Raw genomic sequence first — 21310 nt, 5'->3', positions numbered from 1 at the left:
CCCACCCGACCGAAAGCGCCCGGCGCCCCCATGTTGTGGGGGCGTCGGGCGCGGCCTCAGACCGGCTCCACCGCGCACTCCGCCGCGAACTCGCAGAGCGCCGAGCGGTCCGCGCGGCCGGTCTTGGAGAGCAGGCTGGCCATGTGCTTCTCCACCGTGCGCGGCGAGATGGAGAGCCGCCGCGCGATCTGCTGGTTGCCGGGCCGCTCCGGGAGCAGCACGAACACCTCGTACTCGCGCGGAGTCACGCCGCTGGTCCGCAGCGAGAGCGGGATCCGGTCCCAGCCGCCCCGGTGCTGCGTGACGCTGGCCCCGGCCTGCCGCAGCGCCGCTCGGCAGGCGGAGGCGACCGGCTGCACACCGACCCCGTAGAAGAACTCCTCGGCCCGCCGCAGCCACGCCACCGGCTCGCCCCACCCGTCGGCGGCGGCCGCGTCCGCGACCAGGCGCAGCCCGAGGTGGCGCGCGACCGGGAACGGCGCGGACCGGGCGTCGAAGGAGGCCACCAGGCGGGTGGCTGTGGACCGGTCGCCGGCGCGGCCCAGCAGCACCGCCTCCGCCAGCTCCAGAAACTGTCCGTTCCAGGCGAGTTGGGCGCCGGGAGAGGCGCGTACCGTCTCGTACTCGGCCCGGTCGCCCGCTCCCGCCAGCACCCGCAGGAACGGCCGCAGCCCGTAACTCCCGCTCAGGTAGAAGTAGCTGGGATGGTCCCGCTCCCAGGCCAGCACCGCGTCCAGCCCTTCCAGTGCCCGCTCCCGGTCCTCCTCCAACAGCGCGCCGATCGCCTTGCACAGACCCAACTGATGTGGCACGAGCAGCGATTGCTCACCACCGGCCCGCCGGAACGCGGCCAGTGCGCGGTCCATGTCCCGCCGCCGTCCCCGGTGCGCGCCCATCGTGGCGGCGGAGAGGAGGAGGTAGCGGTGCGCGGACTGGTTGCCGACCCGGGCGCTGGCCTCCAGCGAACGGTCGATGATCTCCTGCGCCTCGTCCCAACGCCCGCACAGCACCGCGTTCATGGCGAGCAGCCCGTCCACCGTCTGCGTCAGCAGCAGCGCGCCGAGCTCGATGGCCGCGGCCCGCGCCGAGCGCAGCCGGGAGGCGTCGCCGGTCCGCATGAACGCGTTCGCGCCGAGCCGGACCAGCGCCTCCACCCGCCAGACCGGCAGATCGTGATCGGTGGAGAGCGCGAGCATCCGCTCCAGGCAGCCGTCCGCCGCGTCGAACCCCTTCTCGCGCAGCAGCAGCGCCAGTAACTGCCAGGCCTGGCAGGCGACCACAGGCAGGCCCTCCGCCTCCGCGATCTCCGCGGCCTCGCGCGCGGCCCGCTCGGTCTCGCCGGGACGCCGGTGCTCCTGTCCGGGCAGGAGGGCGAGGTGGGCGTCGGCGACGGCGAGCGCGGCCCGGCGGCCCGGAGCCGGCTCATGGCCGAGCAGCGTGCGGGCGGCGTCGATCTGGCGGGCCGCGTCGGCCGCGCGCTCGGCCATCACGGCCACCCAGGCGATCTTGATGTGGATCTCGCCGCGCCGGTCGGCCGCCTCGGTCCGCGCCGGAACCGGCGGCAGCGCCTCGGCCAGCTCCAGTGCCGCGTCCAGATCACCGCCTTCGGCCCGGGCCACCGCCAGGGACTCGGAGATCGCGGCCCGGTCGGCGTCGGCGGCCAGGGGGCAGGCCCGCTCCAGCAGCACCACGGCCGAACCGTGGGCTCCTGCGGCGAGCATCCGTCTTCCGGCATCCGCGAACCGCAAGGCCGCGCCCGACCGGTTGCCGGCGGCCAGATGGAGTGAGGCCACCAGCTGCCGGCCGTCCTCGTCGAGCGGCTGTCCGGAGTGCTCGATGGCCTCGGCGGCGCGGCGGGCGAGCGAGGCGCGTTCGGCCGGAGCGAGCGAGGAGATCAGGGCCTCGGCGGTGAGCGAGTGCCGGAAGGCGTACCGGTCGGGCGCGGCGCCGTCGGGCGCGATCACGCCTGCCTCGACGGCGGACCGCAGATGGGTGAAGAGGGCCCGGTCCTCGAAACCGGTGACGGTCTGCAGGACGGAGACCGAGAACTGGCCGCCCAGCGTGGCCGCCGCCAGTAAGAGGTCCCGGACCGGCTCGTCCAGCCGGTCGAGCCGCCGGGTCCAGGTCCGCACGATGCCGGAAGGAACCGGACCGCCGGGCTGCTCGGCCGCCACCCAGCCGCTCTCCGTCTTCCGCAACTGGCCGGTGTCCAGCAGATCCGCGAGCAGCACTTCCACCAAGTACGGGTTCCCGCCGGCCCGTTCGGCGAGCCGCTGGTGGACCACCGGAGGTATCTCCTCGGGCGCCGCCTCCAGACACGCACCGGTCAGGGACCGCATCTGCTCATCGGCCAGCGGCTTCAACTCGCTCACGACAGCTGCCTGTCGGCGCTCCGCGGACCGTACGAGATCGAGCGCGGCACCCGGCTCCGGACGCAACGTGCCGAGCAGCAGGATCGGCAGGTCGGCGAGGTTGTCGATGACGTACTCGACGACCGCGACGGTCTCCGTGTCGCTGTCGTGGAGGTCCTCCAGCAGGATCGCGCAGCCGGACTCCCGGCCCAGCACGGACAGCAGCCGCAGCAGCGCCTCCGCCAGCTCGACGACGGTCTCCGGATAGCCGGGAGAGGCCTCCTGGCGCCACTCCGGAACCAGCCGGGCCAGCGCGGGATGGTACGGCGCCAGCTCGGGATCGGCCGGTGTGCCGGCGGCCCGGAAGCGGGAGGAGAGAGCCTCCACGAGTGGCCGGAAAGGGACGACGAGACCGGTCGACGTGGCCCGGCCGCGCAGCACCGGCATACCGAGACCGTAGGCCCGGTATGCGGACTCACCCACCAGCCGGGACTTCCCGATCCCCGCCTCGCCGAGGAAGAACAGAGCGCGCCCCGAACGCCGTCGCACGGCGTCCAGGGCGCTGCTCAGCAGGCCGATCTCCTCGTCCCGCCCGACGATGACCGGCGAAGTGGCGCGCATGGGCGCAGGCTACTTGAGTCGTAACTCATGCGGCAGTGTCCCAATGCGCCACAATGCGGGCCGAGGTGTGGCTAAAGGGGGATCATGGTGGTCCACGGCAGGTCGATCGTGTTGCCGGTCTCGCCCTCCGAGGCGCTGAGGAGCCGGCTGCGCATCCCCAGCCCGCCGCCGATGCCGAGGGATATCTGCCCGGCCGGGTGGTCGTACGCGCCCTCGTGGGCGATCTCGCCGGATCCCCGCATCGCCGATTCGCTGATGTGCGTCATCTCTGCCTCATTCTCTGCTGGGTGCTGAATCCTGAACGGAAGAAACGCTGTAAGGAAGGTTTCTGACGGTAGATCGGAAGCGGGCGTCGTGCGGGTGGAACCGCCTGAGGACCGAGGAGTCACGCGGTCACCGCGGACGGGTTGAGCAGCAGCGCGGAGCCGATCCGGTCGGGAAAGCCCGCCCGCAGCAGTCCGTGCCCGATACCCGAGAGGCCGGTGAGCAGCCCCGGGTGCGGTACGTGTCCGGGCGTCCCGCAGCGCGGGCCCTCCCGGTCGGCGGCGGCCAGCAGCGTCCCGGCCCGGCGTACCCACGGAGTGCGGTCGCCGGTCAGGGCCGGGTGGCCGAGCAGTTCGAGCAGGCCGAGCTCGCCGTGGCAGAGGCTGTCGTCGGCGAGCGGCGCACAGTCCGCCAGCTCATCGGCCCGCTCCGCCAGCCAGCCGGACAGATCCGGGTCGGTGAGCGCGTCCGGGCTGTCCGCGACCGCGAGCGCCACGCCGGCACCTCCTTCGCACCAGGCCCAGCCGCCCGCCACCTCCACGGTCGCCCGGCGCAGGGCCCGCAGTCCCGCCGTACGGTACTGCTCACCGCCGCCCGCCGCGGCGAAGCGCAGCAGCGCCCAGCCGATACCCGCGGCCCCTTCCGCGAAGCCTCCGGCCTCCGGTGGCGGCGCCACGGAGATCCGCTCGGCACACCGCTCGGCGCCGCGCCAGGCCTCGGCCCGGCCGGTCGTGCGGTGGACCGCGAGCAGGGAGACCAGTCCGCCGGCCGCACCGCCGCGCACGCCGTAGCCGTCCTCGGCCGCCCCTGCCGCGCAGGCCAACCGGGTGGCCGGGCCCGCCAGTTCGCGGACCTCGGGGTCGTCGAGGAGCGAGCCGACCTCGGCCAGGGCGTAAGCGATGCCGCCGATCCCGGCGAAGGCGCCCGAGCCGAGCACCGCGAGGTCGTCCACCTTGCCGTGCAGCGCGTCCAGCAGTCCGGGCACCGGGGCCAGCGCCTCGCGGGCCGCCTCGGCGTACCGCTCGGCGCCGGTGAGGGCGGCCAGCTGGGCCAGGAAGAGCGCGGGGCCGGTGTAGCCGCTCGCCAGGTCGGCCGCCATCGGCGCGAGGCGCCAGTAGCGTTCGCCGAGCAGCTCCAGGCCGATCCAGTTGGTGCGGGCCCGGTGCCGGTAGGCGAGCGAGACGAGCTGGTCGCCCACGGAGCGTGCCGCGGAGAGCAGTTGCTCCGGTTCGGGCGCGGTCGCGGCTGTCCGGGCCCGCGCGCCGCCTCCCGCCCGGTGCGGCGGTTCGGGAGAGGTGGAGACCATGGCGGCCCGGATGATCCGTTCCTGGTCCTGGCGGTCCACCGTGTCCATGGCCCGCACCTTGGCCGCGACCCGGGCGAGCCCGGTGGGCCCCGGCGCGAGCGGCACCTCGCGTCCGGTGCCGCTCCACAGGTCCGTGGCGCCGGGCCGGGTGAGGAAGACCGGCACATCGCCGGCCCACAGCTCCTCGATCTCCTCGTCCTCCAGACCGGGCAGGGCGGGCGTGCCGAGGGCCGGGGTGCGCAGCAGCGAGAGGACCTGCTGGCGCTCGGCGGCGTCCCGCATCAGGTCCGGATGGGTCGACTCGTCGAGCAGCGTGGTGTAGGTCCAGGTCGGCCGCGGCACGACCCGTACCTCGTCCTGCGCGAACTCCGTCAACAGGCCGCGCTCTCCGAGCAGTTCGTTGCGGTGGTCGCTGATCGCGGTGTAGCCGGCGCGGAACCCTTCGCACAGCGCGTCGGTGTACGCGGACGGGTCGGCCGGAACCCCGTCCAGCCGGGGCCGGTTGGCGGACTCGGTGAACCGCGCGGAGCGCCGTACCAACCGCATGGTGTCCGTACCCGCGTCCGCCCAGTCGGCGGTCTCGATGGGTGAGGAGGCGGCCCGGCCGCCGCCGATCGCGGAGACGTCGAGCGCGGCCGAGTCACCGACCAGCAGCTGCGGCAGCAGCCCGACCCGGTGGACCGAGGCGTGCAGCGCGCGGGCGGCGGGGTCGGCGGAGTGCGCCTGGGAGAGCGGCGGATGGAAGAGGGTCTCGACATCGACCAGGACCGGGTGCGGCCCGCAGGCGATCAGGTTCTCCTGGTGCAGATCGGTCCCGTCCAGCAGATGGAGCAGGGCCAGCAGCGCGCCTTGGCGCCGGTAGAAGAGAAAAGTCTCCTCGGCCGAGGCGCAGGGCCGCTCCTCCACGAACTCCACCCACCCGTACTCACCGCGGTCCAGCACCCGCAGCGCCCGCAGGCACGGCGTCCCGGGCAGCGAACCGAACCATTTCACCAGCGAGTTGAAGTGCCGGTGCGCCGCGAGTGGACGCGGCTTGTAGACCAGCCGGGTGCCGTCGGTGAACCGCAGCAGCATCACCGAGCGGCCGCCGCGATGACTGTCCCCGGCACCGGCGTCGACTCCGGTCAGCGCCACCGGCCCGCGCCCGCCGGCCTCCGGCCCCTGGTCGCCGAGCACGCCGGAGGCGGCCAGCAGCTCCCGGTCGTCGACGAGCCGGCCGAGCATCTCGGTGAGGGCGTCGGCGGCGGCGATGCTGGTGCGCGCCAGGATGCGGGCCAGTACCGGATAGGCGGTGAGGAAAGCGGCGAGCCCGTCCCGCCCGGCCGTCAGCCGCAGGAAGTCCCGGAACCGCTCCTCGGGCCCGTCGCCGGCCAGCCGGCCGGTCCGCCGCGCCTTGTGCAGCTCCAGCACGAGCGTCCGCGCCGCGAGCCGGGCCAGCCGCCGGACCAGGTGGGACCGGAAGTCCTCCAGTACGGGAGCGAGCCCGACGGCGGTCCCGGCCCGTACGGCGTTGTTCGACGGCGAGGTCAGCAGCCGGCCGGCGGCCCGCTCGGCGAACGGGGCCACGACGAGAGCGAATCCGGAGAGTCCCGGATACTCCCGCTCGGCCACGAACGCCTCGTGCGGCGCGTCGGCGATGACGTCCCGGACGAACACGACCCAGTCCGGCTCGACCATGGGCGGCTCGCCGACGATTCCGGAGAGCCACCAGGGGCCGGTGCGCGGTGCGAGGGCGGCGCGGTCACGTACGCCGGTGGCGGCGTGCGATCCGTTCGTCCGCACGGCCCCGGCTGTCCCGGCGGACCTGTTGGTGCCCGGGGGAGCGAGACGGGCAGCGGCCCCCGTACCGCCGCTGCCGATCAGTTCCTTCTCCACCGCACCTCCCAGGTCGGGAGCGGCCCACCGGACCGCTCGCGAACCATCCTGGTGGGCGGAGTCCGGCGGCGCATGGGGGAGTTGCCCCCATCTTTCGCTCCGCGACGCGCAGCCGCTGCCGGCGGAGGGGGCGGTACGGTGACCGGGGGCCCGCCTCACCCCGCCCGCGGCGGAGCCGTCGACCCCCGGATCATCAGCTCGGCCGCGATGGTGGCGATGCCACCGGGCGGCGGATCCTCCTTGCCCATGGCCAGCCGCCCGGCCCGCGCACCCGCCTCGAAGAGCGGCAGCCGTACGGTCGTCAGCGCGGGGACGGCGTCCACCGAGAACGGCAGGTCGTCGAAGCCCGCCACCGAGATGTCCTGCGGGATGCGCAGCCCTTGGTCCCGCACGGCGGCGCAAGCACCCAGCGCCACCGTGTCGTTGGCGGCGACGACGGCGGTGATGCCGGGATCCCGGCGCAGTGTTTCCAGGGTGGCCTCGTAGCCGGAGCGCCGGTCGTAGGGCCCGTGCACGGTGAGCCGCTCCTGCTCCGTGCCCTCCGCGTCGAGTCCGGCGGCGCGCAGCGCCTCGCGGTGGCCCTCCAACCGGTGCCGGGTGGTGGTCCGTTCGGGCGGCCCGGCGACGTAACCGATCCTGCGGTGGCCGAGCGCGATCAGGTGCTCGGTCAGCCGCCGCCCGCCGCCCCGGTTGTCGAAGGCGAGCGCGGCGACGAGCGCGTCCCCGTCCGGGAGCGGCGGCCGGCCGCAGAAGACGATCCGGGTGCCGGCGTCCGCTATCTTCGCCAACTTCGCGGCCATCGCGGCCTGGTGGTCGGCGTTCTCGACCGCGCCGCCGGTGAGGACGACGGCGGCGGCGCGCTGGCGCTGGAGGAGCGTGAGGTAGGTCAGCTCGCGCTCGGGCGAGCCGCCGGTGTTGCAGATGACGGCCAGCTTCTCGCCGCCCGCCCGCCCGGAACCGTCGCCGGGCCCGCCGATCTGGGTCTGCGCGGCCCCGGCCATGATCCCGAAGAAGGGGTCGGCGATGTCGTTGACCAGGATCCCGACCAGGTCGGACGTGGCGGCGGCCAGCGAGCTGGCGGGCCCGTTGAGCACGTAGTCCAGGTCGTCCACCGCGCGCAGGACCCGTTCCCGGGTCGAGGCGGCGACCGGGTAGTTGCCGTTGAGCACACGGGAGACGGTGGCCGGGGACACCCGGGCGCGGGCCGCCACGTCCGCCAGGGTGACTGTCATCGCTTTCCTCCGTGAGGTCACGTGCGGCGCCCCTCTTGTCCGGCCGCTGTCCGCAGGCTAGCGTCATCTCCCATAGAAAGCGCTTGCTACGGCTGTATGGAGGGAACTTCGTGACACGCAGGACAGTGCGCATCGCCATGAACGGCGTCACGGGTCGGATGGGATACCGGCAGCATCTGGTGCGTTCGATCCTCGCGATCCGCGAGCAGGGCGGCCTGGACCTGGGCGACGGCGAGGTGCTCTGGCCGGAGCCCGTCCTCGTCGGCCGCCGCGCCCACGCCCTGGAGGAGCTGGCGGCCCGGCACGGGCTGACCGAGTGGTCGACGGACCTGGACGCGGTGCTCGCGGACGACACGGTCGACATCTACTTCGACGCCCAGGTCACCTCGGCCCGGGTGGAAGCGATCAAGAAGGCGATCGCGGCCGGCAAGCACATCTATACGGAGAAGCCGACGGCCACGGACGTCGAAGGCGCACTCGACCTGGCCCGCCTCGCGCGGGACGCGGGCATCAAGCACGGCGTGGTCCAGGACAAGATCTTCCTGCCAGGCCTGCTGAAGCTGAAGCGCCTGATCGACGGCGGCTTCTTCGGCGAGATCCTGTCCGTGCGAGGCGAGTTCGGCTACTGGGTCTTCGAAGGCGACTGGCAGGAGGCCCAGCGCCCGTCCTGGAACTACCGTACGGAGGACGGCGGCGGCATCGTCGTCGACATGTTCCCGCACTGGGAGTACGTGCTCCATGAGCTGTTCGGCCAGGTCACCTCCGTAACGGCCCATGTGCAGACGCACGTTCCGCGCCGCTGGGACGAGCACGGCAAGCCGTATGAGGCGACCGCCGACGACGCGGCGTACGGGATCTTCCAGCTGGCGGGCGGTGCGGTCGCGCAGATCAACTCCTCCTGGACGGTACGGGTCAACCGCGACGAGCTGGTCGAGTTCCAGGTGGACGGCACGCACGGCTCGGCGGTGGCGGGCCTGCGCAACTGCCGCGTCCAGCACCGCTCTTCGACGCCGAAGCCGGTCTGGAACCCGGACCTGCCGGTCACCGAGCCCTTCCGCGACCAGTGGCAGGAGATCCCGGACAACCAGGAGTTCGACAACGGCTTCAAGGCGCAGTGGGAGCTGTTCCTGCGCCATGTGGCGCTGGACGAGCCGTACACCTGGGACCTGCTGGCCGGTGCGCGAGGCGTCCAACTCGCGGAGCTGGGGCTGAAGTCGTCGGCCCAGGGTCGCCGCTTCGAGGTCCCGGAGCTGACACTGTGACGGCTCCGGTGCTCCTGCCGCAGGGCCCGTACACGCCACGCGCCATCCCGTTGGACCTGGCTCCGAAAGGGGCGCCGCCGACCTCCCGTACGGTCTTCTCGGCGGCCCATGTGGTGGCCGACCCGTACGCGGACATCAGCCCGGACGACCCGGCGGCCGTCGACTGGGACGCCACGCTGGCCTTCCGCCGCCACCTCTGGTCGCACGGCCTGGGCGTCGCGGAGGCGATGGACACGGCGCAGCGCGGGATGGGCCTGGACTGGGCGGGCGCGGCCGAGCTGGTCCGCCGGTCGGCGGCGGAGGCGAAGGCGGTGGGCGGCCGGATCGCCTGCGGAGTCGGCACGGACCAGCTACTGCCTCTAGTCGAGCCGACGTTGGCGGAGGTCGCCGCCGCGTACGAGGAGCAGCTGGCGCTGGCCGAGGCGAACGGCGTACAACCGATCCTGATGGCGTCCCGCGCGCTGGTGAAGGCGGCGCGGGGCCCGGAGGACTACCTCGCCACGTACGCACACCTCCTGCGCCAGGCCTCCGAGCCGGTGATCCTGCACTGGCTGGGCCCGATGTTCGACCCGGTGCTGGAGGGCTACTGGGGCAGCGCCGACCTGGACGAGGCCACGGACACGTTCCTGAAGGTCATCGCCGAACATCCGGACAAGGTCGACGGCATCAAGATCTCGCTCCTGGACGCGGCCCGTGAGGTCGACGTACGCCGCCGACTGCCGGGCGGGGTGCGGTGCTACACGGGCGACGACTTCCACTATCCGGAGCTGATCGCGGGCGACGAACGCGGGTTCAGCCACGCACTGTTGGGCATCTTCGATCCGCTGGGTCCGCTGGCGGCGCAGGCGGTACGGGTGCTGGACACAGGCGACGTGACAGGCTTCCGGACCCTCCTGGACCCCACGGTCGAACTGTCCCGCCACCTCTTCCAGCCACCGACCCGCTTCTACAAGACGGGCGTGGTCCTCCTGGCCTGGCTGGCCGGCCACCAGGACCACTTCACGATGGCGGGCGGCCTCCAGTCGGCACGCTCGCTGCCGCACCTGGCGAAGGCGTACCAACTGGCGGACGAATTGGGCCTGTTCCCGGACCCGGAGCTGGCGGCGTGCCGGATGCGCGCACTGCTGGCGGTCCACGGAGGAGCACGATGAGTGAATCTCCGGCCCGCCTGAGCATCAACCAGGAGACCATCAGGCAGTGGTCGCTGCCCGAGCTGGCGGAGGGCTGCGTCAAGGCGGGCATCGGCCAGGTGGGCCTGTGGCGGGCGCCGATCCAGGCGTACGGCGTCGAGCGCACGGCCAGGCTCCTGGCGGACGCGGGCCTCACCGTCACCAGCCTCTGCCGAGGCGGCTTCTTCACCGCGCTGGACCCGGCCGAGTGGGCTCAAGCCCTGGACGACAACCGCCGTGCGGTGGACGAGGCGGCGGCCGTCGCCACGGACACCCTGGTCCTTGTCTCCGGCGGCCTCCCGCCCGGCAGCCGTGACCTGCACGGCGCTCGCGAACGCGTGGCGGACGCGCTGGCCGAACTGGCTCCGTACGCGGCGGAGCGCGGCGTACGCCTGGCGATCGAACCACTGCACCCGATGTTCGCGTCCGACCGCTGCGTGGTCTCCACTCTGGCCCAGGCCCTGGACCTCGCGGAGCGCTTCCCGGCCGAGCAGGTCGGCGTGGTCGTCGACACGTACCACGTCTGGTGGGACGACCAGGCGCCCGCGCAGATCGCCCGGGCCGGAGCGGGAGGCCGTATCCACTCCTTCCAGCTGGCCGACTGGATCACGCCGCTTCCGGCGGGAGTTCTGCTGGGCCGGGGCCAACTGGGCGACGGCAGCGTGGACTTCCGCGCGTTCCGTACGCAGGTGGAGGCGGCGGGCTTCGACGGCCCGATCGAGGTGGAGATCTTCAACGAGGCGCTGTGGGCCCGGGAGGGCGCGGAGGTGCTGGCCGAGGTGGCGGAGCGCTATGGGCAACATGCCTGCTGAGAGCGCTGATCGAGGCGCAAGGTAAAGAGATCGTAAAGGGCTGCAACCTTTACGTACCCTCCCGGGTCACACATGGTGTCGGGACTTCCGGGGAGGGGTCCGGGGGGAACGGGAAGGCCCGACGGGGGGAAAGCGAGGGGGGTCCGGCCGCGAGGCCGGACCCCATTCTTGCTTTATCGGGCCGGTGCGGGACTCTTGCTGTACGGGGCTGGTGCCGGCGAGGCGTGGGCCGGGCGCCTGGGCCGCCCGGCGATGACCGGACGGCCCGGTCACCTCCTCCACATCACGGCCCGGCCACCACCTCCGCATCACGCTCCCGGTGACGTCCTCCGCATCACGCTCTCGGTGACGTCCTCCCCATCACAGCGCGAGCATCACCCGCGCGGGGATACCGGCGTCCGCGAGGGGCCGCAGCGCCAGCCGGATCAGCGCCAAGGCGTTGTCGTCGCCCGCGATGCGGTTGGCGCTGAGTTCGCCGCAGGTCAGGCAGAGGTGGATGAGCATCCACTCCCCGTCCGGCCGTACCGACAGGCTCAGCGCCGTCATCCGGCCGCCGCAGCCCGCCGCCCGGTCGCCCGGAACCCGCCGGTCCACGTGCAGGCTGACCAGGCAGGACGGGCAGTGGTTGCGATGGGCCGTGCCCGGCGCGACAAGGGGGACATCGAGCCGGCAGCCGACACACCGGAACGCGTCACCGCGCGTACCGGCGGGCCCGTGGAGCACGTCCTTGGGACGCTGAGGACGGCGAGGCCCGGCCGACCGGCCTCCACGCCGCGTCACAGGTCACCGAACGCTTCGAGCGGGAACGGCGGCTGCGCGAGCGGACGTACGGCCATCCGCATCAGGATGAGCTGGTTGTCGTCCCCGCAGACCGGGTTCGAGGTCAGCTCGTCGCAGCGCACGCAGCGGTGGACGACCATCCAGTCACCGGTGCGGAGCACCGCGATGGAGATCGGTGTCATCCGGCCCTCGCAGTCGGAGGGGCCGCCCTCGGCGTGGTCGACGAGGTGCTGGGAGTGCAGGCAGCTGGGGCAGTGGTTGCGCCGGCTGCCGTCGGGCGCGGACGCGGCGACGGTCAGGCCGCAGCGGACGCAGGTGAAGGTGGAGAGGGAGGACATGGCTGAGCGGTGCTGGGGGTGGTCGAATGACACCCGGATACTCCTTGCCGAAGGTTAAGGAAAAGGCAGCAGGGAAGTACCGAGCACCCTCGCGTCAGGGCGTGCCGGGGCGCGTGGAGAACGGCGGGACGCGGTGCAGGGTCAGCAGTCGGTGGACGTACGGCTGCACATGCCGTGGTCAGGCCCGGTCGCCCCGGCGCCGTAGGCGCGACGAGGGAGGCTCGGAGTCACTGGCCTGGGCATACATCAACTGCTTTCCAGGGCACGACGGCCCAGAGGTCACCCGCGGTCGGCACCGCGATGGAGGCGCGAGCACCGTAACAACGGGAGCGGGAGACGGACCACCGAATAAAGCGCGGCGTGCTCCCTCCCTCCCTCGCTGCCTGGCCGCTCCCTTGTGCTCGCTGCCTGCCGACTTCCTTGTAGCTCGCTCCTCTGTCCGTTTCCGTCGCTCCGGGTGAAGGGCACCGGCTGGGGTACTCGTCGCCGTGCGGCGCGCCGGCCCCGGGCGCCGGCCCGAGGAACAGGAGCGCGCCCGTGCCATCGACCTCCGCCACCGCAGCGGCCCCGCCCCGCCGGCGGAGCTGGCTGACGCTCCTGCTGCTGCTCGTCCTCTGCTACGGCGTCGCCGCCGCGGGCGCGTCCGCCACGGGCGACGCGGGCAGCACCTACTCCGCCTTGGACCGGCCCGTCTGGGCGCCGCCCGGATGGCTCTTCGGCCCGGTGTGGACGGTGCTGTACGGGATGATCGCGGTGGCGGGCTGGCTCGTGGCCCGCCGCCCAGTCCCGGGCCGCCGGCCGGCGCTCGTGGCGTGGGGTGTGCAACTGGCGCTGAACGCGCTGTGGACGCCGTTGTTCTTCGCGGCCGAGCAGTACGGGCTGGCCTTCCTCGATATCGCCTTGCTGCTGGCGGCCGTGGTGACCACCGCGCTGCTCTCGGCCCGGGTGGACCGGCGCGCCGCCTGGCTGCTGGTGCCGTACCTCCTCTGGGTCGGCTACGCGGCGGCGCTGAACCTGGCGCTCTGGCCGGCCAACTGATCCCGCTGGGCGCGGGCGCGACTCGGACGAGGGCTTAACACGTCGACAGCGCCCCAGGGCGCCCGGCAGAGTGCCTGTCCGTGACAAGCAGCGAACTGTGGACCCGTGAGACCGCCGACCGCTACGACACCGAGGAGGCCGAGAACTCCTCGCTCGCCGTCTTGGACCCGACGCTCACCTTCCTGGCCGAACTGGCCGGAGAGGGAAGGGCTTTGGAGTTCGCCATCGGGACGGGACGCGTGGGCGTACCACTGCGAGGACGTGGCGTACCGGTGGCGGGCATCGAACTGTCCGAACCCATGGCGGCGGTGCTGCGCCGCAAGATCGGCGAGGAGACGCTCCCGGTGACCATCGGGGACATGGCGACCACGGTCGTCCCCGGCGAGTTCACTCTGGTCTACCTCGTCTACAACACCATCTCGAACCTGCTCACGCAGGACGAGCAGGTGGAGTGCTTCCGCAACGCGGCCCGCCATCTGGAGCCCGGTGGCCGCTTCGTCGTCGAGCTGGAGGTGCCGCCGCTACGGTCGCTGCCGCCGGGCCGGACGGCGGTGCCGTTCGACGTGTCCGAGCGGCATCTCGGCTTCGACACGTTCGACCTGGTCGAGCAGATGCAGGTCTCGAACCACTTCACCCGCGAGGCCGACGGCCGCTACCGCCGAGGCAACTCCCGCCACCGGTACGCCTGGCCGGCGGAGCTGGACCTGATGGCGAGGATCGCGAGCCTGGGGCTGGAACGCCGGGTCGCGGACTGGAACGGAGCGCCGTTCGCCCAGGACTCCACGAAGCACATCTCGGTATGGCGTAAGCCCACCTGAAATTTCTCTCCGCCGGAACCAATCCACCGGACCACCAGCTCCGAATACCACCCGAGGGCTTTGGAACCGGCCCTCACCTCCACCGTTCGGGGGTGCGGCGGCCCGCACCCCCGAACGGCTGCAACGGCGAGTGTCCGGCCGCCTCCGGGGTATCAGGCGCACATGGCCTTCATGAAGCGTGTAGCCCTCGCCCCTCGCGCTGTACGCCAACTGCGCCGAGTCCGCTCGGTCTACGCAGGCGGAATGGCGCTCTGCCTCCTGGGACTGCTCCTCCAACTGGACCGCCAAGGAGCCTCCGGCGGCGGCCGCCAGACCGGAATCGTGGCGATCCTGTTGGTGGCGTTCGCAGCGCTGTTCACGTTGACGGTGATCCAATTGTGGCGCCACACGAGGACGGCCCACTGCAGCACGGCGAAGAGGCTGACACCTTCGGTCTGACCTTCGCGGCCCGCGAGCGGGTCGGGCCTACTGGGCGTACGGCAGGGGCTCTCTCCCCGCCTGCGCGGGGACAACGATCCGAGCGGCGGCTGGATGGGGAACCGGTGCGGAACACCCCCGCCCGCGCAGGGACAACTCTTCCTGACCTGCACGCTTACAGGGGCTTTGCCAGTCCTTGACTCAAGAGTGTGTCACTCACCAATACATGGTGACAGAGCGGAACTCCTCTCGGACCTGACCCTTGTTTTGCTGACGGCCCCCGCCCACGAGCTGTCGCAGAGCGATCAGTCAGTGACTCCTCCTCCCGGATGCCCGCCCCCGCAACGCCGCGCTCGTCAGAGCCAACCTGTACGGGTGAAGGATTGGTCGATCGCCACCGCGAGCTGTAACACCCGGTCCTACGATGGGCGTCCGCGCCGATCCTGGAGAGCCATCGTGTCGGACAACACCCCTAACCATCCGCCGAAGACTCCGCCTCCGCCGAGGCGCCCGAATACCAACCTCGCGGCCGCAGTTGACGCTCGGATGGTGGTGCGGAACCGGCGGTCCGCGAACTGGCAGTTGGAGGCCGCAGCCTGGACCCCGAAGAAGGCCTCGAGCCACGTGCTGCTTCGGCTGCAGGAGTGGGGCTACCGAGAAGCGGGCCGGGCAGCAGCGGAGTTGACGGAACTGCTGGTGCGTACGGCGGTCGCGGGCGGCGGCCGCAGAGTGTCCGTACACCTCGCTGACCAAGGGCGTCAGGCCCTGATCGTTGCTCTGTCGCACCAACCGGTCCATGCGGTCGCGGACGACAGGGTGCTGCCGGAACTCGCCCGGTTGGGTGCGGTGACGTGCGGAACCGACACTGCCGAGGACGGTCGGCGGGTGTGGGCGGTGCTCGACTTGTAAGTGACTCGTCGGGACACGTGCGGGCGCCAGCCATTGCCCCAGCCCCGACCGGAACACCCCCGCCCGCGCGGGGACCACATCGACCCGGCACACCTCTGGGAGCTCGGCATCGGAACACCCCCGCTCGCGCGGGGACCACCGCCGCGACCCGCACACGGGCCACCGACTCCTGGTGCGACAACGCATCGCTCAGAGCGAGATCGTAGGCCGTGCGGCTGAACGCCACCGAGCGTGGATCATCCATCAAGTTTGCCTGTCTGGAAGCCCTCGACGTACGCCACCGGAGCGGAGTCCGCGAAGCTCGTCAGCGTCAACAGGCTCTGCTGGAGGGAGTGGGCTCCAGCCTCGAACAGCAGCACGTGCAGCAAGGAGGTCATCCGCGACCGCGACGCCATCGCCATCGCTGTCGAGGATTTCCGCCCGTTTCCACAGGACAAGAACTCCGCACGCGTCATGCTCGTCCGGGCTGGTCTCACCCCGGCTGGTGCTGATGGCACAAGACCTCCTGGAGCGCTGCAGGAGGCGGCCTGAGCCAGGAATCCCCTTCTCGCTCGGAAGGGGAGGATTCAGAAGTTGCCGTTGCGGCCGCGCCGCGTACTCGTCGCAGGAGATCCAGCGGTTCGAGGACTTCATCGGCCGGCTGTGGTCGACCATGGACGCTCTGGTCGCGAACGAGTACCGGGACGGCGGGCCCGCGGCGTAGGCCGCTTTCCGGGCCGTGAACCGCACTGTCAGTGGCGGGCGGTAGCGTCGGGTCATGTCCAACATGGCCGTCGTCGAAGGGGTCCTGGAAAGGATCACGTACGCCAACGAGGAGAACGGGTACACGGTCGCCCGCGTCGACACCGGGCGCGGGGCCGGGGATCTCCTCACGGTGGTCGGTGCGCTGCTCGGCGCGCAGGTCGGTGAGTCGCTGCGGATGGAGGGCCGTTGGGGCTCGCACTCCCAGTACGGCAAGCAGTTCACCGTTGAGAACTACACCACCGTCCTGCCCGCCACCATCCAGGGCATCCGCCGCTATCTCGGCTCGGGACTGATCAAGGGCATCGGTCCGGTGATGGCCGACCGGATCACCACCCACTTCGGCGTCGACACCCTCGACATCATCGAGAACGAACCGAAGCGGCTCGTCGAAGTTCCCGGCCTCGGCCCCAAGCGCACGAAGATGATCGCGGCCGCGTGGGAGGAGCAGAAGGCGATCAAGGAGGTCATGGTCTTCCTCCAGGGCGTCGGTGTCTCGACCTCCATCGCCGTCCGTATCTACAAGAAGTACGAGGACGCCTCGATCTCCGTCGTGCGGAACCAGCCCTACCGGCTCGCCGCCGACGTCTGGGGCATCGGCTTCCTCACCGCCGACAAGATCGCTCAGGCCGTCGGCATCCCGCACGACAGCCCGGAGCGGGTCAAGGCGGGCCTGCAGTACGCCCTGTCGCAGTCGTCCGACCAAGGCCACTGCTACCTCCCGGAGGAGCGGCTCATCGCGGACGGCGTCAAGCTCCTCCAGGTCGACACCGGGCTGGTCATCGAGTGCCTGGCCGAGCTGGCGGCCGATCCGGAGGGTGTCGTACGGGAGAAGGTGCCGTCGCCGGAGGGCGGTGAGCCGATCACCGCGGTCTATCTGGTGCCGTTCCACCGGGCCGAGCTGTCGCTCGCCGAGCAGGTGCGGCGGCTGCTGCGGACCGGTGAGGACCGGATGCCCGGCTTCCAGGACGTGGACTGGGAGAAGGCGCTGGCCTGGCTCGCCACGCGTACGGGTGCTGTTCTGGCGCCCGAGCAGGAGGCGGCCGTACGGCTGGCGCTCAGCCGGAAGGTGGCCGTCCTGACCGGCGGGCCCGGCTGCGGGAAGTCGTTCACCGTACGGTCCATCGTCGAGCTGGCGCGGGCCAAGCGGGCGAAGGTGGTGCTGGCCGCGCCCACCGGGCGGGCCGCCAAGCGGCTGGCCGAGCTGACCGGTGCCGAGGCGTCCACCGTGCACCGGCTGCTGGAGCTGAAGCCGGGCGGGGACGCGGCGTACGATCGGGACCGGCCGCTGGACGCGGATCTGGTCGTCGTGGACGAGGCGTCGATGCTCGATCTGCTGCTCGCCAACAAGCTCGTGAAGGCGGTGGCACCCGGTGCCCACCTCCTCCTCGTGGGCGACGTCGACCAGCTGCCCTCGGTCGGTGCGGGAGAGGTGCTGAGCGACCTGCTCGCGGAGGGCAGCCCGGTGCCCGCCGTCCGGCTGACCAGGATCTTCCGCCAGGCCCAGCAGTCGGGCGTGGTCACCAACGCGCACCGGATCAACGCCGGACAACCGCCGCTCACCCAAGGGCTGAGCGACTTCTTCCTCTTCGTGGAGGACGAGACGGCGGACGCCGGCAAGCTGGCGGTTGATGTGGCGGCCCGCCGCATTCCGGCCAAGTTCGGTCTCGACCCGCGCCGTGACGTGCAGGTTCTCGCGCCGATGCACCGAGGGCCGGCAGGTGCGGGCGAGCTGAACGGGCTGCTCCAGCAGTCCATCACTCCCGGCCGGCCCGACCTTCCCGAGAAGCGGTTCGGCGGCCGCGTCTTCCGTGTCGGCGACAAGGTCACCCAGATCCGCAACAACTACGACAAGGGCGAGAACGGCGTCTTCAACGGCACGGTCGGCGTCGTCACCGGCCTTGACCTGGACGAACAGCGGCTCACCGTCCGCACCGACGAGGACGAGGAGATCGGCTACGACTTCGACGAGCTGGACGAGCTGGCCCACGCGTACGCCATGACGATCCACCGCTCCCAAGGCAGCGAGTATCCGGCCGTCGTCATCCCCGTCACCAACAGCGCCTGGATGATGCTCCAGCGCAACCTGCTCTACACGGCCGTGACGCGCGCCAAGAAGCTCGTCGTGCTGGTCGGGTCCCGTAAGGCGATCGGCCAGGCAGTCCGCACGGTTTCCGCAGGCAGACGCTGTACGGCACTGGATTTCCGGCTCCGGGGCGGCTCGGGCGAAGACTTCTCGTGACCCGTGCACAAAAATGATCGATCAAATCGGTGGGAAACATCACGGAGGTCTTCCGGAACCGCAGTCAAGGGGGCAGGATGAGAAAGTTGACGGCACTCAGTGCCGCCAGTAGGTCCAATGGACGACCCCGAGTGCACTCTCCTGAGCCGAATGGGGGAGGGTGGAGACAGTCAGGGCACCTCGAAGAAGAGGCACTACGTCGGTGAGGGATGACGTGAGCGAGCACACCAACAACGCTGTAGTACTGCGGTACGGCGATGACGAGTACACCTACCCGGTGATCGACAGCACCGTCGGCGACAAGGGCTTCGACATCGGGAAGCTCCGGGCCAATACCGGCCTGGTGACGCTGGACAGCGGATACGGCAACACCGCCGCCTATAAATCCGCCATCACGTACCTCGACGGTGAGCAGGGCATTCTGCGCTACCGCGGATACCCGATCGAGCAGCTCGCCGAGCGCTCGTCGTTCCTCGAGGTCGCGTACACGCTGATCAACGGCGATCTCCCGAAGGTCGACGAGCTGGCGACCTTCAAGAACGAGATCACCCAGCACACGCTGCTGCACGAGGACGTCAAGCGGTTCTTCGACGGCTTCCCGCGTGACGCCCACCCGATGGCCATGCTGTCCTCGGTGGTCAGCGCGCTGTCCACGTTCTACCAGGACAGCCACAACCCGTTCGACGAGGAGCAGCGCCACCTCTCGACGATCCGCCTGCTGGCGAAGCTGCCGACGATCGCGGCGTACGCGTACAAGAAGTCGATCGGGCACCCCTTCGTCTACCCGCGCAACGACCTCGGCTACGTCGAGAACTTCCTGCGCATGACCTTCTCGGTCCCCGCCCAGGAGTACGAGCTGGACCCGGTCGTCGTCTCGGCGCTGGACAAGCTGCTCATCCTGCACGCGGACCACGAGCAGAACTGTTCGACCTCCACCGTCCGTCTGGTCGGCTCCTCGCAGGCGAACATGTTCGCCTCGATCTCCGCCGGCATCTCGGCGCTCTGGGGCCCGCTGCACGGTGGCGCCAACCAGTCGGTGCTGGAGATGCTCGAAGGCATCCAGGCCAACGGCGGCGATGTCGACTCCTTCATCCGCAAGGTGAAGAACAAGGAGGACGGCGTCCGCCTGATGGGCTTCGGCCACCGGGTGTACAAGTCGTTCGACCCGCGCGCCAAGATCATCAAGGCTGCCGCGCACGACGTGCTGTCCGCGCTCGGCAAGTCCGACGAGCTGCTCGACATCGCGCTCAAGCTGGAGGAGCACGCGCTCTCCGACGACTACTTCGTCTCGCGCAACCTCTACCCCAACGTGGACTTCTACACCGGTCTGATCTACCGGGCCATGGGCTTCCCGACCGAGATGTTCACCGTGCTCTTCGCGCTCGGCCGCCTTCCGGGCTGGATCGCCCAGTGGCACGAGATGATCAAGGAGCCGGGTTCGCGCATCGGCCGCCCGCGCCAGATCTACACCGGCGAGGTCCTGCGCGACTTCGTCCCGGTCGAGGGCCGCTGACCCGCGCTCCGGACTCGTACCACCGCATCACCGGGTTTCGCACCCTCGTAACGCCCGGCCTCTTCGGCCGACTGCCTTCGCCCCGCGTACCGCGCTTCGCACAGAGCGCGGTGTCCGGGGCGATTCGGCGTTTCCGGGGCTGTGGCGTCGGGCCGGTGGCGGGAGGCCGTCCTGAGCGGCCCGGGAGGCGTGCGTCCTGAGCGCCCGTGAACAGCGAGAAACGCCCCGCCGCCGATCCCCCCACGGGTCGACGGTCGGGGCGCTTCCCATATCCCGGAGCGGATTCCCCCCACGGGATCCGGCCGGGCGTCTGAAGGGAGCCGGAGCTCCCGTTGTTGTGCTGTGCTGCGGTCTGCCGGGGTACGTACGCACGGGAGGGCCGCTCAAAGCTCCCCGGTGCACGTGCCCCGGCTCAACGCTTGCCACAGGAGCGTCCCCCAAGACACTCCATCGGACGTCCCCCAAGACATCCTTGGCATCGCACTCTAAGACTCATGAACCCATCGGATGGTTACCCTGAATCCGGTGTGATCTAAATCTCTTTGTGGAAGTTACGTGAAGGCACGCAACCGGAGGCTGTTCGTGACGACGAACACGGACGAAAACGCCATGGCGGCTCCCGCGATCATAGGGTTGAGCAGGCCACTTGCAGCCAGGGGCAGAGCCGCGACGTTGTACCCGAAGGCCCAGAAGAGGTTGCCCCTGATGGTGGAAAGAGTACGCCTGGAAAGACGGATTGCGTCAGCTGTCACCTTGAGATCTCCACGAACCAGGGCGAGGTCGCTCGCCTCGATCGCCGCATCCGTCCCAGTACCCATCGCCAGCCCCAGATCTGCCGTGGCCAGAGCCGCCGCGTCGTTGACCCCGTCGCCGACCATCGCGACGCTCCGGCCCGCCGCCTGAAGGCCCTTGACGACCTCCACCTTCTCCTCCGGGAGCACCTCGGCGTGGACCTCGTCGATGCCCACCTCGCGGGCCACGGCCTCGGCCACCGCCCGGTTGTCGCCGGTCAGGAGCACGGGCCGCAGCCCCAGGGCCCGCAGCTCGGCCACGGCGGCCGCACTGCCGTCCTTGACAGCGTCGGCCACCCCGAACACGCCCCGGGCCCGTCCGTCCCAGGCGACGGCCACCGCTGTACGTCCCTGCTCCTCGGCCTCCGCCACGGCGGCGGCCAGCTCCGGCGGGAGCGCGATGTCCGCGTCGGCCAGGAGGCGGGGCCGGCCGACGAGGACGGTGCGGCCTTCGACGGTGCCTCGGACGCCGAGCCCGGGGAGGTTGGTGAAGTCTTCGGGCGTGGGCAGAGCGGTTCCGTTCAGGCGGTCGGCGGCGCCTGCCGCCACGGCCTGTGCGATCGGGTGCTCGGAGGAGTGCTCCAGCGCTCCGGCCAGCCGCAGGAGGTCGTTCTCGTCGGTGCCGTCGGCGGTGTGGACGGCGAGGAGCGTCATCTTGCCGGTGGTGACGGTGCCGGTCTTGTCGAGGACGATGGTGTCGACGCGGCGGGTGGTTTCGAGGACTTCGGGGCCCTTGATGAGGATGCCGAGTTGTGCGCCTCGGCCGGTGCCGACCATGAGTGCGGTCGGAGTGGCGAGGCCGAGCGCGCAGGGGCAGGCGATGATCAGGAC

Annotated in this window: 17 protein-coding genes and 1 pseudogene; 10 read left to right on the top strand and 8 right to left on the bottom strand. The window is 71.2% G+C overall.

The genetic code is table 11. From position 1 onward, the window contains the following. Positions 1-56 precede the first annotated feature (56 nt). The 4 genes from ABZ267_RS26460 to ABZ267_RS26445 form a co-directional block, all read right to left on the bottom strand. Positions 57-2972 carry an AAA family ATPase gene (locus ABZ267_RS26460; protein ID WP_356751279.1) on the bottom strand — a complete coding sequence of 972 codons (2916 nt, stop codon included), beginning with the start codon at positions 2970-2972 and terminating at the stop codon, positions 57-59. A gap of 71 nt (positions 2973-3043) precedes the next feature. Next, positions 3044-3238: a hypothetical protein gene (locus ABZ267_RS26455; RefSeq protein WP_356751277.1), complete on the bottom strand. Its 195-nt coding sequence runs from the start codon at positions 3236-3238 to the stop codon at positions 3044-3046. A gap of 119 nt (positions 3239-3357) precedes the next feature. Next, on the bottom strand, positions 3358-6417 hold the full coding sequence (locus ABZ267_RS26450) for a type 2 lanthipeptide synthetase LanM family protein (protein WP_356751275.1): 3060 nt from the start codon (positions 6415-6417) through the stop codon (positions 3358-3360). A gap of 155 nt (positions 6418-6572) precedes the next feature. After that, complete coding sequence (locus ABZ267_RS26445) at positions 6573-7649, bottom strand: LacI family DNA-binding transcriptional regulator (RefSeq protein ID WP_356751273.1); 1077 nt, start codon at positions 7647-7649, stop codon at positions 6573-6575. 110 nt (positions 7650-7759) lie between these two features. Between ABZ267_RS26445 and ABZ267_RS26440 the strand changes: the two genes are divergently transcribed. The 3 genes from ABZ267_RS26440 to ABZ267_RS26430 are packed head-to-tail and all read left to right on the top strand — an operon-like array spanning position 7760 to position 10892. Continuing rightward, positions 7760-8911, top strand: coding sequence for a Gfo/Idh/MocA family oxidoreductase (locus ABZ267_RS26440; RefSeq protein WP_356751271.1), 1152 nt, complete (start codon positions 7760-7762; stop codon positions 8909-8911). Then, a complete protein-coding gene (locus ABZ267_RS26435; protein ID WP_356751269.1) occupies positions 8908-10062 on the top strand; it encodes a dihydrodipicolinate synthase family protein in 1155 nt (384 codons plus the stop codon). The genes ABZ267_RS26440 and ABZ267_RS26435 overlap by 4 nt, the downstream gene beginning before the upstream one ends. Further along, the gene (locus ABZ267_RS26430) at positions 10059-10892 is read left to right on the top strand and encodes a sugar phosphate isomerase/epimerase family protein (RefSeq protein WP_356751267.1); all 834 of its coding nucleotides are present in this window, start codon (positions 10059-10061) and stop codon (positions 10890-10892) included. The genes ABZ267_RS26435 and ABZ267_RS26430 overlap by 4 nt, the downstream gene beginning before the upstream one ends. Positions 10893-11252: 360 nt before the next feature. On the opposite strand, the gene ABZ267_RS26425 is transcribed toward ABZ267_RS26430, so the two are convergent. Next, the gene (locus ABZ267_RS26425; protein ID WP_356751266.1) at positions 11253-11615 is read right to left on the bottom strand and encodes an RNHCP domain-containing protein; all 363 of its coding nucleotides are present in this window, start codon (positions 11613-11615) and stop codon (positions 11253-11255) included. Positions 11616-11668: 53 nt separating this feature from the next. Next, positions 11669-12010: an RNHCP domain-containing protein gene (locus ABZ267_RS26420; protein ID WP_356751532.1), complete on the bottom strand. Its 342-nt coding sequence runs from the start codon at positions 12008-12010 to the stop codon at positions 11669-11671. A gap of 537 nt (positions 12011-12547) precedes the next feature. Between ABZ267_RS26420 and ABZ267_RS26415 the strand changes: the two genes are divergently transcribed. The 4 genes from ABZ267_RS26415 (at position 12548) to ABZ267_RS26400 (ending at position 15192) form a co-directional block, all read left to right on the top strand. Further along, positions 12548-13048 (top strand): TspO/MBR family protein, encoded by a 501-nt coding sequence (locus ABZ267_RS26415; protein ID WP_356751264.1) that lies wholly within the window; start codon positions 12548-12550, stop codon positions 13046-13048. An 80-nt stretch (positions 13049-13128) separates the two neighbouring features. Beyond that, positions 13129-13866, top strand: coding sequence for a class I SAM-dependent methyltransferase (locus tag ABZ267_RS26410; protein ID WP_356751262.1), 738 nt, complete (start codon positions 13129-13131; stop codon positions 13864-13866). A 243-nt stretch (positions 13867-14109) separates the two neighbouring features. After that, positions 14110-14304, top strand: coding sequence for a hypothetical protein (locus tag ABZ267_RS26405; protein WP_356751260.1), 195 nt, complete (start codon positions 14110-14112; stop codon positions 14302-14304). A 435-nt stretch (positions 14305-14739) separates the two neighbouring features. After that, a complete protein-coding gene (locus tag ABZ267_RS26400; protein WP_356751259.1) occupies positions 14740-15192 on the top strand; it encodes a hypothetical protein in 453 nt (150 codons plus the stop codon). Between the two features lie 236 nt (positions 15193-15428). On the opposite strand, the gene ABZ267_RS26395 is transcribed toward ABZ267_RS26400, so the two are convergent. Continuing rightward, the gene (locus tag ABZ267_RS26395; protein ID WP_356751553.1) at positions 15429-15593 is read right to left on the bottom strand and encodes a hypothetical protein; all 165 of its coding nucleotides are present in this window, start codon (positions 15591-15593) and stop codon (positions 15429-15431) included. A 25-nt stretch (positions 15594-15618) separates the two neighbouring features. On the opposite strand from ABZ267_RS26395, the pseudogene ABZ267_RS26390 reads away from it, so the two are divergent. The 3 genes and pseudogenes from ABZ267_RS26390 to ABZ267_RS26380 form a co-directional block, all read left to right on the top strand. Continuing rightward, positions 15619-15723, top strand: a pseudogene (locus ABZ267_RS26390) (RNA-guided endonuclease TnpB family protein); the annotation flags it as partial. Between the two features lie 226 nt (positions 15724-15949). Further along, the gene (locus ABZ267_RS26385; protein ID WP_356751257.1) at positions 15950-18175 is read left to right on the top strand and encodes an ATP-dependent RecD-like DNA helicase; all 2226 of its coding nucleotides are present in this window, start codon (positions 15950-15952) and stop codon (positions 18173-18175) included. Positions 18176-18389: 214 nt separating this feature from the next. Further along, positions 18390-19688: a citrate synthase gene (locus tag ABZ267_RS26380; RefSeq protein ID WP_109165615.1), complete on the top strand. Its 1299-nt coding sequence runs from the start codon at positions 18390-18392 to the stop codon at positions 19686-19688. Positions 19689-20239: 551 nt separating this feature from the next. Here ABZ267_RS26380 and ABZ267_RS26375 read toward each other — a convergent pair. After that, positions 20240-21310, bottom strand: a 1071-nt coding sequence (locus ABZ267_RS26375; protein WP_356751254.1) for a heavy metal translocating P-type ATPase, incomplete at its 5' end; no start/stop codon positions are given.

It is taken from the genome of Streptomyces sp. NPDC006174 (assembly GCF_040614075.1).
Lineage (GTDB): Bacteria > Actinomycetota > Actinomycetes > Streptomycetales > Streptomycetaceae > Streptomyces.
Note: the sequence above shows the minus strand (reverse complement) of the source record. Positions and strands in the feature narration are given on the sequence as shown.